10 protein-coding genes and 1 pseudogene are annotated in these 14,997 nt (G+C 48.7%); 6 read left to right on the top strand and 5 right to left on the bottom strand.

Annotated elements, in window-relative coordinates:
* Positions 1-128: 128 nt before the first annotated feature.
* On the bottom strand, positions 129-2,861 hold the full coding sequence (locus tag H6G40_RS01995) for a cation-transporting P-type ATPase (protein WP_190537210.1): 2,733 nt from the start codon (positions 2,859-2,861) through the stop codon (positions 129-131).
* A gap of 146 nt (positions 2,862-3,007) precedes the next feature.
* Positions 3,008-4,303 carry a Glu/Leu/Phe/Val family dehydrogenase gene (locus H6G40_RS01990; protein ID WP_184891226.1) on the bottom strand — a complete coding sequence of 432 codons (1,296 nt, stop codon included), beginning with the start codon at positions 4,301-4,303 and terminating at the stop codon, positions 3,008-3,010.
* Between the two features lie 381 nt (positions 4,304-4,684).
* On the opposite strand from H6G40_RS01990, the gene H6G40_RS01985 reads away from it, so the two are divergent.
* Positions 4,685-5,473: a response regulator transcription factor gene (locus tag H6G40_RS01985; RefSeq protein ID WP_002739319.1), complete on the top strand. Its 789-nt coding sequence runs from the start codon at positions 4,685-4,687 to the stop codon at positions 5,471-5,473.
* 84 nt (positions 5,474-5,557) lie between these two features.
* On the opposite strand, the gene ftsH is transcribed toward H6G40_RS01985, so the two are convergent.
* Entirely contained in the window at positions 5,558-7,453 is a 1,896-nt protein-coding gene (gene ftsH, locus H6G40_RS01980) for an ATP-dependent zinc metalloprotease FtsH (RefSeq protein WP_190537183.1), read from the bottom strand.
* A gap of 213 nt (positions 7,454-7,666) precedes the next feature.
* Between ftsH and rimP the strand changes: the two genes are divergently transcribed.
* From rimP to H6G40_RS01955, 5 genes are all read left to right on the top strand, one after another.
* Complete coding sequence (gene rimP / locus H6G40_RS01975; protein WP_190537181.1) at positions 7,667-8,137, top strand: ribosome maturation factor RimP; 471 nt, start codon at positions 7,667-7,669, stop codon at positions 8,135-8,137.
* A 286-nt stretch (positions 8,138-8,423) separates the two neighbouring features.
* On the top strand, positions 8,424-9,620 hold the full coding sequence (nusA, locus tag H6G40_RS01970) for a transcription termination factor NusA (RefSeq protein WP_002738721.1): 1,197 nt from the start codon (positions 8,424-8,426) through the stop codon (positions 9,618-9,620).
* A complete protein-coding gene (locus H6G40_RS01965) occupies positions 9,617-9,898 on the top strand; it encodes a YlxR family protein (RefSeq protein WP_002738851.1) in 282 nt (93 codons plus the stop codon). Before nusA ends, H6G40_RS01965 begins: the two co-directional genes overlap by 4 nt.
* Before the next feature lie 111 nt (positions 9,899-10,009).
* A complete protein-coding gene (infB, locus tag H6G40_RS01960; protein WP_002739404.1) occupies positions 10,010-13,042 on the top strand; it encodes a translation initiation factor IF-2 in 3,033 nt (1,010 codons plus the stop codon).
* 142 nt (positions 13,043-13,184) lie between these two features.
* Entirely contained in the window at positions 13,185-13,754 is a 570-nt protein-coding gene (locus H6G40_RS01955) for a low-complexity tail membrane protein (RefSeq protein WP_002738450.1), read from the top strand.
* A 26-nt stretch (positions 13,755-13,780) separates the two neighbouring features.
* On the opposite strand, the gene H6G40_RS01950 is transcribed toward H6G40_RS01955, so the two are convergent.
* Both H6G40_RS01950 and H6G40_RS01945 read right to left on the bottom strand, forming a co-directional pair.
* The gene (locus H6G40_RS01950; RefSeq protein ID WP_002739303.1) at positions 13,781-14,509 is read right to left on the bottom strand and encodes a carbonic anhydrase; all 729 of its coding nucleotides are present in this window, start codon (positions 14,507-14,509) and stop codon (positions 13,781-13,783) included.
* 107 nt (positions 14,510-14,616) lie between these two features.
* Positions 14,617-14,801, bottom strand: a pseudogene (locus H6G40_RS01945) (IS1/IS1595 family N-terminal zinc-binding domain-containing protein); the annotation flags it as partial.
* Positions 14,802-14,997 lie beyond the last annotated feature (196 nt).

Here is a 14,997-nt window from a genome sequence, read left to right as displayed (position 1 = left end):
AAACCTTGCATTATCCTTCTTTTAGTACATAAACTGGTACAAAAAGAGAGGGCAACAAAGCCTCAAACGACCGACGACCGGCTCCTGACTCCTAACCCCACCAACAAACTTTTTGCCGCAAACCCTAGTTATTTCCCCTGACAATGAGGAGGATCGATAACATTGGTAAAAATTGCCCAAAGTACCATGAGCGGCATCGGCAATAAACAGATTAGCCACTGATGACCGGTTAGGGTCGCCGTTGCAAACAGACTGTTCATCACCCCCCATTGACTAAACAAAATTTGTAGGGCAACAGCAGCCACAATCCCCAAAATTAGGATTGGTGCATTAGTAATCGAGGTTGACTGACCACGCAGGTAGTCCACTAGGCTCATCCCTAATTGGCTGATACTGAGCAGATAGATAACCCGTGCTGCCACAAGGGATTGAATTGCCATTGTGCGGGCAACGGCAATATCTCCTGTGGTCGATTTAGCCCACTCAAACATACCAAAAATCAGAATCCAGTTAAACAATGAAACAGCCAAAATTCGGCGCAATAGTTTTTTGGTGATCAAAGGTTCATTGGGATTGCGTGGTGGTGACTGCATAATGCCGGGGGATTTTGCTTCAAAGGCCAGGGGAACAGTCATCGTGACGGAGTTGATCATGTTCAACCAGAGTACTTGTAGGGAGAGGATGGGTAAATCTCGTGCTAGTAAGGTACTGATCAGAATCGTCATCGATTCGCCACCATTGACAGGCAAGAGAAAAGATATCGCTTTGCGTAAATTTTGATAAACGGTGCGTCCTTCTTCGACAGCGGCCTTGATCGAGGCAAAGTTATCATCAGTGAGGAGCATATCAGCAGATTCCCTGGCGACTTCCGTTCCCCCTTTCCCCATGGCAATGCCGATATCGGCCTGCTTGAGAGCCGGCGCATCATTGACACCATCGCCGGTCATCGCCACGATTTCCCCTTGAGACTGGAGTACTTCCACCAGTTGCAGTTTTTGGGTAGGGGCAACCCTGGCAAATACCGATCCATCGACCACCGCTTGGGCCAGTTGATGATTATCCATTTGCGCTAATTCTTTTCCCTCAAATGCTAAGACTTGTGCTGCCGTTTTAATGCCCATCCGTTCCGCGGTCGCCCGCGCCGTGACAAGATGATCACCAGTAATCATCTTGACCCGAATCCCGGCAGTTTGACAGGCATGAACGGCAGCGATCGCCTCTGGACGAGGCGGGTCAATCATGCCCTGTAATCCTAGAAACACCAAGCCTGTTTCGATATCCTCATGGTCGATAGAATGCTGATGGGTCGCGGCTGCTTTTTTGGCGAAGGCAAGCACCCGTAAACCCTGCCCTGCCATCGTTTCTACCGCTTGCTCGATCTGTTGGGCGTTCAGCGCGGTCATCTGACCATAGCGATCGATCATCTGGGAACAACGACGCATCAGCGACTCAACCGATCCCTTGACATAGATCAGACGAGGTATCCCATCATGCAGGGTTGCCATGTATTGGTACTCAGATTCAAAGGGAATTGCATCCAATCGTGGGGTTAAAGACAATAGCCCCAATTGACTGAGACCTGCTTTGGCGGCGGCCGCAATCAGCGCCCCTTCCGTAGGATCCCCCACCACTGACCAATCTTCTCCCGTTTGTTTTAGCCCGGAGTCATTACAAAGCAAACCAGCTACCAGACAATCCCCTAGGGCCGGGGGTAATTCATCTGCAAAGGGGCTGCCAGGGTTGCCATCGGTAATCAGACTAATTTCGCCCTTGGGACTATAGCCACCACCACTAACGGCGTAATATTGCCCCTCGGTATAAATGGACTGTACAGTCATTTGATTTTCGGTCAGGGTTCCGGTTTTGTCGGAACAAATGACGGTCGCACTCCCCAATGCTTCCACTGCGGGCAGTTTACGAATAATCGCATGACGACGGGCCATGCGGTTGACCCCAATGGCCAAGGTAATCGTTACCACTGCCGGCAGCCCTTCTGGAATCGCACTCACTGCGAGGGCAACGGCAGCTTCAAACATATCGATCCAAGATTTCCCCCGTCCTAACCCGATGGTAAAGGTCAAGGTTGCTAGGGTCAAAATTGCGTAGAGTAGGGTGCGGCTAAATTGGGCAAATTTACGGGTCAGGGGTGTGCTAAGGCTGACTCGGCTTTCCATCGACTGGGAAATCTGCCCCACTTCGGTGGCGTTGGCCGTAGAGACAACGATCCCTTTGCCCTGTCCAAAGGTAACGAAACTCCCTGCGTAGGCCATGTTTGTCCTTTCTGCTAGGGGCGTATCCCCGGGTAAGGGTTCGATCGCTTTTGACCCGGGCAAGGATTCCCCGGTCAGGGCAGACTCATCCACCTGCAAATTGCGGACTTTCAGCAGCCTCAAGTCCGCCGGTACTTTATCCCCCGATGCCAATAAAACGATATCTCCCGGCACCAAATCCCGAGATGGAATCCGCAGGGTTTGTCCCTCTCGCAACACGGTCGCTTCTGTGGTTACGGCTTTGGCTAGGGAAGCGATCGCACCTTCCGCCTTAGCTTCCTGCACATAGCCAATAATGGCATTGATCAGGGTAACTCCCCAAATCACCGAGGCATTCGTCCAAGACCCTAAAAATGCCTTAATAGTACCCGCAAGCAGGAGAATATAGAGTAGTGGCTGATGAAATTGCCCCAAAAATCTCAACCAAGCTGGTTTCCCCGGCTTAAATCGCAGTTCATTCGGGCCATATTTTTCGTAGCGACTGGCCACTTCTTCTGCTGATAAGCCCGCTGACCCATCGCTGGTCAAGTATTCAATCACCTCTGGTTGAGAAAGTTGATGATACAAGGGCAACGATAATTGGACTGGCATCATGCTCGACCATATTTAGGGTTTGCGGCAACAAGTTTTTCCTGGGGACAGGGTGTGGGGAAGTGGGGAAGTGGGGAAGCTGTCTCATCACCCTATCACCCCAAAACCCTATCACCCTATTTCCTGACGACCGACGACCGACGACCTTAAGCTCTCGTCTTATTTTGGTAATAGTCGCGGGTTCCCTTGGCATCTAGGGCTTCACCGAGACGATCAATAGCGTGGGCGTAGGCGGCGGTACGCAGAGATATATCGAATTCCTGGGCGAAAGACCAGACTTTTTCCGCTTCTGTCACCATTCTTTCTTTTAAGCGCTCATTTATCTCGTTTAATCGCCAATAAAGACCGCTGCGATTTTGCACCCATTCAAAATAACTCACCGTTACCCCACCGGCGTTAACCAAAATATCGGGGAAAACGAGAATCCCTTTTGAGTCTAAAATGCGATCGGCTTCCGAGGTAGTCGGACCGTTGGCTACTTCAAAGATATATTTCGCCCGCACGCGATCGGCATTTTCGGCGGTAATTTGGTTTTCTAGGGCAGCCGGAATCAAAACATCCACATCTAGGGCTAATAATTCCTCATTACTAATCGCCTCGTGTTCTACGATATTACACACAGTACCCTCACAGTAAATAGCAGTAATTCCGCGATGTTCCTGTTTATACTCACGAATACTGGCAATATCTAGGCCTTTTTCCCGATAAATGCCGCCCTGGGAATCACTTACCGCCACCACTTGATAACCGGCTTTGGCGAGGAGATCCGCTACTACAGCCCCAGCGTTACCGAATCCTTGGACGGCTACGGTAGTATTAGCGGGTTTTTTATCTAATTTCGGCAAAAGAGAGTTAATAACATGAAAAGCCCCCGTTCCCGTCGCCGTATCGCGGCCGCGACTGCCTCCCATGGTTAAAGGTTTCCCCGTCACCACCGCCGGACTAATTTTACGCTGAATGATGCTGTACTGGTCCATCATCCAACCCATGATCATCTCGTTGGTATAGACATCGGGGGCAAGAATATCGACATCGGGACCGATAAAGTCGGCTATACCCTCGATATAGCCCCGGCTAAGGCGTTCTAACTCGGCTTTTGACAATTCTTTCGGATTTAGGGTAATGCCGCCCTTAGCCCCACCAAAGGGCAAATCCAGCAGGGCGCATTTAAAGGTCATCCAAAAGGCCAGGGACTGCACCTCATCAATGCTGACGTTGGGATGATAGCGCACACCCCCCTTGCCGGGGCCGCGGGTGTCATCGTAGCGGACGCGGTAGCCTTGGAAGATTCTTAAAGTGCCGTTGTCCATACGGACGGGTATGGAGACGCTAAGACTAGCTTTGGGATATTTTAACCGCTCGATCGCATCATCGGAAATGGAGACATACTTAAGGGCCCGTTCTAAGCGACTGCTGGCATCGGTAAAGAGTGATTTCGACATGATTTTTTTTCCCCTATCTATCCCCATTAGAACAGGTCAAAACCGTATATTTCACTACAGTTTATTTTTCTTAATTAACCATGGGCGGGAATTGCCTACCAGTGTTCTCAAACAAGGTTAGTGTTGAGTTAACTTCAGTGAGTAAGAGATTTTCTGGTACATCATCCACCAAGAGGATGCGATCGCTTAATTCCATTTAATTTTAATTGTCAACGATACAAAGATGAAATGTAACCTAATTTGCCATCGACCACCGACCACCGATGCTTGATAGCTAAAAAGCTGACGGCTGACGAATGTTACGATTGTTACAACATCTTGACATTAATTCTGATACCCTGACAATGTGTCAATCTGTGCAGTAATGGGGCAGAAACTCAAGTGGTATCGATCCATATTTCTATTGTTGAGGGCAACCCGCACTTGCGATCGCTATTAGCTTGGCATCTGCAACAGGCCGGCTATTTGGTCAATCAATCAGCAAACCTGCAAAGTGCGCGTCAAGCTTTCCTTCACCGTCAACCAACCTTAGCAATTATCGATTCCGACTTACCCGACGGGGATGGAATCGAACTCTGCCGTTGGCTTTATCAACAAAAACATTCTCTAATACTGATTCTCTCGGCCCGCAATGGCGAAAAAGATGTGGTCAATGGTTTAAAAGCCGGGGCCGACGACTACCTGAAAAAGCCCTTTGGAATGCAAGAATTTATGGCTAGGGTAGAAGTGTTAACCCGTCGTTTAGGCGGTAGGGCTGCTCCCCTACACTTGGATTATGGACAATTAAAAATAGATTTAGCCCAAAGACGGGTACAATTTCGCGGGGAGTATATCGAATTAACGCCCCAAGAATTTAGCCTACTCTACGTTTTAGCCCAAGCGGAGGGAACACCCCTATCAAGAGCCGATTTACTGCGTCGCGCTTGGCCCGAGGAAATCGATAACCCCCGGACAATTGATACTCATGTTCTCTCTCTGCGGAAAAAAATCGAAACCGATCCCAGACAACCTAATTTAATTCAAACCGTCCGCAACGTCGGCTATCGTTTCAATCTAGAAATGTTGGCCGAGATCAATTCAGCTTTAGAAGCTAATATTATTGCTTCCACCAAAGGCAATCATAACGGTCATTCCATGAGTAAAATCCCCGCTCACAATGTTAGTCGTTAATTCTGGCTTTGTCCGACTGATTAGCAGATTTTTGGCTGAAATCGTCTCCTAACCACTGAATGAAGCAAGGAGACGAAGGGCAAATTAAACCATAGTCACCATTGACCGATCCGCTTGTTGCTGAAATTCCCTCAATAAACGCCGGAATTCGTCGCCGTCAATGGTTTCCTGTTCAATCAGTATCTCCACCAAGCGATCAATCGCCATACGATTGTCAAGGATAAGTTTTGTTGCTAAATCGTGGCATTGCTTGACAAGTTCCCGCACTTGTGCATCAATTTTTGCCATCATCGCGAAAGAATGGTCGGCATGATAACCAGCGCCAGCACCACCGAGATAGGAATTACCATCCTCCTCTAGGGCAATCAATCCCAATTCCGACATTCCCAGACGCGTTACCATCTGTCGGGCCAGATAGGTAATTTTTTCAATATCATTACCGGCACCGGTGGTCACTTCATCCTCACCGAAGACACATTCCTCCGCCACCCGTCCCCCTAATAATCCCGCAATTCGGGCCAACAACTGGGAACGACTGGTTAAACCCTGTTCTTCATCGGGAGTGAACCAAGTTAACCCCTGCGCTTGACCCCGGGGAATCAGGGTGACTTTTTCCACTTGATCGTGGCCAGGACAGAGAGTACCGACAATCGCATGGCCAACTTCATGATAGGCGATCAAACGCTTGGCTTTACTATCCACTAAAGCACGCCCTTCCATACCGGCCACAATCCGATCAATCGCATCGTTGACCTCCTCCATCGTAATCGCCTCTTTGCGCCGTCTGGCAGTAAAAATCGCCGCTTCGTTGAGCATATTAGCCAAATCTGCCCCGGTAAAACCGGGGGTGCGCCGGGCGATCGCCTCCAGAGCCACATCAGCAGCCACCTTTTTATCGCGAGAATGGACCTCCAAAATGGCCAAACGTCCCTTAGAATCTGGATAATCCACCACCACCTGTCGGTCAAAACGACCCGGACGCAGCAGGGCCGAATCCAAAACATCAGGCCTGTTGGTGGCGGCAATGACGATAATGCCAGTATTGACCTCAAAACCGTCCATTTCCGTCAATAATTGGTTCAGGGTTTGTTCCCGTTCATCATTACCTCCCCCATAACCGATCCCTCGTTGACGACCAACGGCATCAATTTCATCGATAAAAACCAAACAAGGGGCATTTTCCTGGGCTTTTCGGAACAAATCTCGCACTCGCGACGCACCAACCCCGACGAACATCTCCACAAATTCCGACCCGGAGATGCTGAAAAAAGGTACTCCCGCCTCTCCTGCGATCGCTTTAGCCAATAAAGTTTTTCCCGTCCCCGGAGGACCAATTAACAGGACTCCTTTGGGGATTTTCGCACCAATAGCCGTAAATTTTTCCGGTTGTTTGAGGAATGTTACCACTTCCTCTAGATCTTCCTTGGCCTCATCCACACCGGCCACATCATTGAATTCTATGCCAGTTTTCGCCTCCATCTGAAACCGCGCCCTTGATTTACCGAAGTTCATCGCTTGACCGGAAGCATTGGCAGAACGACGGATAATAAACACCAATAATCCCAAGACGATAATAATCACTAACAGGTTAGTGAGAACATTGATCAAGGCCGAATTGTCAGTGGTGGGGAGAATACCATACTCAATTTTTTTAGCATCGAGTTTCTTGATTAATTCGGGATTTTGGTCAAATAAATTAACTTCTTTCGGGGTATCCTTATCCGTTTGACCGACGAGGGTAACTGCTGCCTGCTGCAAAGAAGGATTGATTTCCACCTTTTTTACCTTGCCTTGCTCGATTTTCTCTAACAATTCACCGTAGGTGAGGGTATTTGGTTTTTTTTGACTCCAAGCAGGATTGACATGGCCAAAGGTTTGCAGAATCATCCAAGTGCTGACAATCCCTTTCCATACTGGCCGATGACCACGATTCTTAGCTGACTTGGCTCTAACTACGGTGAGTGGAGATTTTTGATCCATAATTGACTCTATATCTAGTTACCCTGTATTCATTGTGACAGATCGACTCGATCGTGACCACTGTTCTGTTTTTCCCCGGCAAGACCCTGAGGGCAAATAGTGATGACGGTTTTTTGCTATACTGTATTCAGCTAGGTGGTCTAACAACTGCCTATCCCAATCACTAACAGTTTAGGGAAGTGGGTTTCGCCCGCTTTTTTTATTGTCTAAATCATGACCCATCCGCTCATCCCCGACCTGCTGCACCTAGCCACCCCTATCGCTGAAAACTTGGGGCTAGAAGTGGTCGATATCGTTTTCCAAACCAATAAAAGGCCTCCCGTCCTGCGCGTTGATATTCGCAATCTTGCGGGAGATACTGGTTTAGAGGACTGTGAGCAGATGAGTCGGTCTTTAGAAACCGCCCTCGACAGTCAAGAAATCTTACCCGGTGCCTACGTTTTGGAAATATCTAGCCCCGGCATTTCTCGACAACTGAGCAGTGAGCGTGAATTTCAGTCTTTTAAAGGTTTTCCCGTCATCATTACCGGCCAAGATAGCCAGGGAAAACCAAAAGAATGGCGCGGAAAACTGCAAGGTAGAGATGAGCAATCTATTTATCTTAACCAAAAGGGTCGCGCCCTGACCATCGATCGCACTACTGTAATCAGCGTCCGTTTAGATGAGCAGCGGGATCATCAGTAATCAGTAAACAGTAAACAGTAAACAGTAAACAGTAAACAGGGATAAGGATGAAGATAAATAACTATAGCGTTTCTCACACCTGTGTGGTACAGTTAAACCTTTGCTGATTAAGCTTTTCACCATCGACAATGTACTTCTTGCGAACAGGAAACGCTATAACTAACTGATTAACTTAAAACTTACATCTGATAACTGATAACTTACATCTGATAACTGATAACTGATAACTGATACAAGGCTAATAGCTAAAAAACTAATAACTCAAAAGTAAGGAGAAAAAATAATTATGGCTACCGTTAATTTGCCCGGTTTAAAAATAATGCTCGAAGAAATTAGCCAACGACATAATCTGCCCAAAAATGCCGTACAGGAAGCCTTGCGTGAAGCCCTGATCAAGGGTTACGAACGTTATCGACGCGCCCAAAGTTTAGAAAAAGCCGCTCAATTTCATGAAGATTATTTCAATAACTTTGATGTGGAATTAGACGTAGAAGAAGAAGGGTTTCGCATCCTTTCTACTAAAACTATTGTGGAAGAAGTGACCAATCCCGACCATCACATCGGTCTCAAAGAGGTGCAGGAAGTGGCCGATGAAGCCCAATTAGGGGATGAAGTAGTTCTTGATGTCACCCCCGACCAAAGAGAATTTGGTCGCATGGCGGCGATTCAAACTAAACAGGTTTTACTGCAAAAACTGCGGGATAACCAACGCAAAATGATTCAAGAGGAGTTCCAAGATCTGGAAGGAACCGTTTTACAAGCCCGAGTCGTCCGTTTTGAAAGACAGGCCGCCATTGTCATGGTACAAAGTACCTACGGTCAACCGGAAGTGGAAGCAGAACTACCCAAACGGGAACAGCTGCCCAACGATAACTATCGCGCCAACGCCACCTTTAAAGTTCTGCTCAAAAAAGTCTTGGAAGGTTCTCAACGCGGCCCGCAATTAATTGTTTCCAGAGCGGCGGCAGGCTTGGTAGTATATTTGTTCGCCAACGAAGTTCCCGAAATCGAGGAGGAAATCGTGCGTATTGTCGCCGTCGCTCGGGAAGCTAATCCCCCCTCCCGTCACGTTGGTTCGCGGACAAAAATCGCCGTCGATACCCTAGAAAGAGACGTGGATCCGGTTGGGGCCTGTATTGGGGCCAGAGGTTCGCGGATTCAAGCCGTGGTGAACGAATTGCGGGGCGAAAAAATCGACGTGATTCGCTGGTCTCCAGATCCCGCCACCTACATCGCCAATGCCCTTAGTCCCGCCCGTATTGACCAAGTTTTGTTCACTAATGCCGAAGAAAGACAAGCATTGGTACTGGTGGCCCAGGATCAATTAAGTTTAGCGATTGGCAAAGAAGGGCAGAACGTGCGTTTAGCCGCCCGTCTGACGGGCTGGAAAATCGATATTAAGGATATCGCCCTGTATAAAGGAGAACAAGAGGTAAAAACCGATGAAACCGACCCAGAAGCGCAGGATTTAGACCAAGAATGAACCCCTTCGTCAATTATCGACGCTGTATTAGCTGCCGTCTCTTCGCCCCGAAGGAATCCTTTTGGCGAATTGTCCGACTACACCCGTCTGGACAGATACAATTAGATCAAGGCATGGGAAGGGCTGCCTATATCTGTCCGCAACCTAATTGCCTACAACTGGCCCGGCAAAAAAATCGTCTCGGACGGGCCCTAAAAGCCAATATTCCCGAAACGCTCTATGAATCCTTGCAAGAGCGCCTCGGGACTGCCAAACAAGGTCGTCCAAATCAGGATTAAAATTGACGATCATAGCCACAAAATCGTTACCATGGAAAGGGGGCAGTCCTGACAGGATCAAAAAATCAGCCAACTTATAGGATCACTAACACTTTAGCCGGGGGATAATGGATGAGTAACGCGAAAGTCAGAATTTACGATTTATCAAAAGAATTGAATCTAGACAACAAAGACATTTTGGACATCTGTGACCAGTTGAACATCGAGTACAAGAGCCACAGTAGCACGATCAGCGAAGAGGATGCCCAACGCATCAAGGCAATTGCTGCGAAGGGAGTTGTTTCGAGTACCAGTAAAAATAGTACGGGTCAGCGAGAATCGGTTAGTCCTGCCGAAGAAAAAAAACAAAAGATTTTAGCCCTGCATAAACACAACCGCCCCGAAACTGGCGAAGAAGGGGAAATCTATCCCGGACCTGCCGGTTCCTCAGCTAAACCGACTTTAATCAGTCCTCCCCGTCCCCCAGTTAAACCCCTCGTTGCTGCCCCAGGGCGCGACGGTGCAGCCGAAAAAACTCCCCCCACCGCTGCACAGATGCCATCTCAGTCCGCCAGTGTTAAAGAAACCCCGACCGAAACCCCGCTAGTGCCAGAAGTATCCCCCAGCTTAATCGCCCCACCTAATCGACCCTCCCTCACCCCGAAACCACGCCCGGGCATCGCCTCGGGCCGGCCAGAACCCCGATCTAAAAATGCCGCCGGCAGTAACGACAGGCCGCGGGGAGAAAAACGCGAGCGCGGCGAGAGTGAAAACGCCCCTAGTCCTGAGCGCAGGGTTAGCTTGGCTAAACCAGAAAAACCGACCCTCAACCGCAAACCCGACGGAAAAAGCCCGAAACTGGCGGAACCAGCTAGAGAAGTGCGGGAGACGGTGGAATTGAAGCGCCCGGTTCGCCCCGGTATGCCCGCTAAAATCTCGGCTACTGGCGAGGAAGAAACCGACACCACCAAGAAATCCGGTGTTGATGGCACAGAAATCGATACAGATACCGGATTGCTCGGAGCAGACGGGCCCAAAAAACTCAAACGACCGACCATGCCCCTTCGCATGGCCAAAAAATCTAGCTGGGAAGAAGAAGAAGAAGAAGAGAAAAAAGCGGCCAAAACCGCCAAAACTGCTGGCAAAAACAAACGCCGCACCCAAGCTCTCTTTGAAGATGACGATGATCTAGAATCGGAACTATCCGGGTTAATCAATAGCCCCAGTTTTACCCTTTCCACCGCTCGTCCCCCCAAACCGCCCAGCGCTAAAGCTGCCACCCCTGGCACCCCAACAGCAGTCAAAGTTAAGCGGCCCAGTAAACCAACCGCCCACACCGGCAGCCCGAAAAGCGAGCGTCAAGAACCCCAAGAGGAAAAACGCCCGGAAAGCATCGTCATCACCGGCAGTCTTACCGTGCGCGACCTCTCGGAATTGATGAAAGTCCCCGAAACTGAGATCATCAGAACCCTATTTTTTAAAGGGATGGCGGTTAATATCACCCAAACTCTCGACGTGGACACGATCGAAATGATCGCCAGGGACTTCGAGATGACCGTGGAAACCCCCAGCACCCAGTCGGCGGCGATCAAAACCACGGAGATGATCGATGTCTCCGACTGGGAAAGTCTCCAGCGTCGTCCCCCCGTAGTCACCATTATGGGTCACGTTGACCACGGTAAAACCACCCTCCTCGACTCGATCCGCAAAACCAAAGTCGCCCAAGGAGAAGCCGGCGGCATCACCCAGCACATCGGCGCTTACCACGTCGATGTGGAACATAACGGCAAACCGGAACAGATTGTCTTTTTGGATACCCCCGGCCACGAAGCTTTTACCGCCATGCGGGCCCGTGGGGCGAGAGTCACCGATATAGCGGTGCTGGTGGTGGCCGCCGATGATGGTGTACAACCCCAAACGAAAGAGGCAATTAGTCACGCCAGGGCTGCCGAAGTCCCCATCGTGGTGGCGATTAACAAAGTCGATAAACCCTCGGCTAACCCCGACCGGATTAAACAGGAATTGACCGAACAGGGACTGGTGGCCGAAGATTGGGGCGGTGAGACGATCATGGTTCCCGTTAGCGCCCTGCGGGGGGAAAATCTCGATAATCTGCTGGAAATGATTCTCTTGGTGGCAGAAGTAGAGGAACTGGTTGCTAACCCCGATCGCTTGGCCAAGGGAACCGTGATCGAAGCTAACCTCGATCGCACCAAAGGTCCCGTGGCTACCCTGCTCGTCCAGAATGGCACTCTCCGCGTCGGTGATAGCATCGTCGCTGGTTCCGTTTTCGGCAAAATTCGGGCGATGATCGATGATCGCGGTCAAAAAGTCGAAGCGGCCACCCCCTCCTTTGCCGTGGAAATCCTCGGTCTTAGTGATGTTCCGGCCGCCGGCGATGAGTTCGATGTCTATGAAAGTGAAAAAGAGGCCCGATCAATCGCTGATCAACGGGCGATCGAACAACGCAACACCCGTTTACAACAGGCCCTCTCCTCCCGTCGCGTTAGCCTTAGCACCCTCTCTATCCAAGCTCAAGAAGGACAACTCAAGGAACTTAATCTTATCCTCAAGGCAGATGTGCAAGGTTCCGTTGAGGCTATCCTCGGTGCGCTCAAACAGTTACCCCAAAACGAAGTGCAGATTCGGGTTCTCCTCGCCTCTCCGGGGGAAATCACCGAAACCGATGTGGATCTGGCCGCCGCTAGTGGTGCGGTGGTGGTAGGCTTTAATACCACCCTTGCCAGTGGTGCGCGCGCATCCGCCGATCGGGAAGGAGTTGATATCCGCGATTACAATATCATCTACAAGCTTCTCGATGATATTCAAGGGGCGATGGAAGGTCTTCTCGACCCCGAAGAAGTGGAAGAACACCTCGGTTTTGCCGAAGTGCGGGCCGTCTTCACCGTCGGTCGTGGGGCCGTGGCCGGTTGTTATGTCCAATCCGGTAAACTGGTGCGGAATCGCTTCCTGCGCGTGCGTCGCGGCAAGGAAATTGTTTATCAGGGGGTTCTTGATTCCCTCAAACGGATGAAGGAAGATGCCCGAGAAGTGGCCACCGGTTTCGAGTGCGGTGTCGGTGTTTCTAAATTCAATGACTGGAAAGAAGGCGACATTATCGAAGCCTACGAAATGGTCATGAAACGTCGCACTTTATCCAGTTAATTACACTTGAACCGTCGGGAGTCGGGAGTCAGTTATCAGTTATCAGTTATCAGTCATAATTCCCCCACTCCCCCACTCCCCCATCTCCCCACTTCATAATTCATAATTCATAATTTATAATTTATAATTCTCATTTCCCTCTATGAAATCAGAACCTTTTTTGTGGATTCATCTGGCAGGGTTAGCGGCTTTGCCAATCTTTTTACAAATCGCTTGGATTGGTTTAGCTGTGGGTGATCCCTTGCCTTTTCTTTGGCTAGAATGGCTATTTCTGGGAGCGATCGCTATTATTCCCGTCTTTTGGATGCAGTGGACAAAACCTTTTGATATCTTTAGTCTTTTGTTGGTCGCCCTGAAACCGAGTCAACTCACCCCCGAACAGTTAAAAATTCTCTCTCTTTTTCAACGTCCTCGCCATCGTCTTCTGACTCTTTTGGGAGTCGTCCTCTTAATTCTCATCGCTTGGCCTATCTATAATTTTGCCCCTCTAGCGGCTGCCGTGGCCGCCTATCTCCCCCAATGGCGGCTTTTAGGTTTAGTCATTGCTGCGATCGCTCTCCTCTTAAGTCACCTATTTCTACAGGTTCCTCTGAGTGTTCTGGGGGTTTTAGCCACTAAAGAAAGTGACTGGACAGCGACCGAAGCTTTAGTTATTGAGCGCATTCCTGAGTTATTTACCATTTTTGGTCTAAAAGTTAATAAAATTATCTAAATTAGCCAAAATGCCGACAATTTCGCCTAAGAATGCAGGATAGATCGCCCGTTTAAGGGTTGAATATTCCTCGCATTACGGGGCAAAATTGCGGCCAATTGTTGCAGTTGTTGGGGAGAAATTTTGATCGTATTTTGCCAGACTAACCAGAGAACATCCTCGCTACAGGGAGGAGTGGACAAAGACCCCTGATATTCATAGAAACCGCTATTTTCCGGCAGTAAAAGCCCGACATTGACCCAAGTATCGGGGATAATCATTTCAGGAGAAGGTTCTTGGGGCAAATAATCCCAAATGGTTTGTAAATAGGGATTAAAAGCACCAATTTCGGCTAAGATGCCCACAACCGCTAAATTTCCCTTCCCATTTCGATGCACTAAATGAATTTCTAGAGGGAAAGACTGACCTTTAATCTGATGTTCGCTGGGGTGATGAAAATGGAACTGCAATAAATCCCAGTTTTCGCCGTGAAAACTCATGTTTCCAACTTTTTCGGTCTGAACCAAGATTGTATGACCGTTATGGCGAATTTTTAGGGGTATAGGACGATAATTAAAGGTGGGTTGGTATAGCTCTTTTTCAGTCACTATACTCAGATCGATCGGTGTTTGTTGCTTTCCCGTGGTGCAGAGGCGATAATTCGTTGATAATTCGCCCCAATGGTCAATATTTTGATAATTCCAAGTAAATTCTGGATTAATAGCCCCAAAAAGAGCATGAGAGCCTATAAATTGCAGTAATTCTCGTCTATACATGGGATTAAATTCAGCACACTTCGACACATTTCGACACATTTCGACAAGCTCAATGTAAAAGCTCAATGTAAAAGCTCAATGTAAAAGCTCAATGTAAAGGCTCAGTGACCACATTCTTTACATTGACGTTTGGGTTTTCCATTATGAATAGAACCATTCTTGATAGTATGGTGAGAACCACAATTAGGACAGGGGAATAGAGGTGAACTAGGGGGGGATTTTGTTCGGTGCTAGACTGATATTTGAGTAAGCCAGACAGGAGCCAGAAAAAGATATTTATCAGAAAAGTCATGTTCAAGCTAGAGGTTTAAAGACTGATCGGGTTCCAATTATTTTTATTAATAAATATTTTACACAATTCATACCAGATAAGCAAGAGGGCTACGGCACTACTACCGAATCATTACCCTCATTTTATCTGACTGTGATCGCTTTTACTTTTGATATTCTGATGGGAGAATGAAACAGCCCTACCCCCGACGGTGGGT

The organism is Microcystis viridis FACHB-1342 (genome assembly GCF_014698335.1).
GTDB classification, from domain to species: Bacteria; Cyanobacteriota; Cyanobacteriia; order Cyanobacteriales; family Microcystaceae; genus Microcystis; species Microcystis ichthyoblabe_A.
Note: the sequence above shows the minus strand (reverse complement) of the source record. Positions and strands in the feature narration are given on the sequence as shown.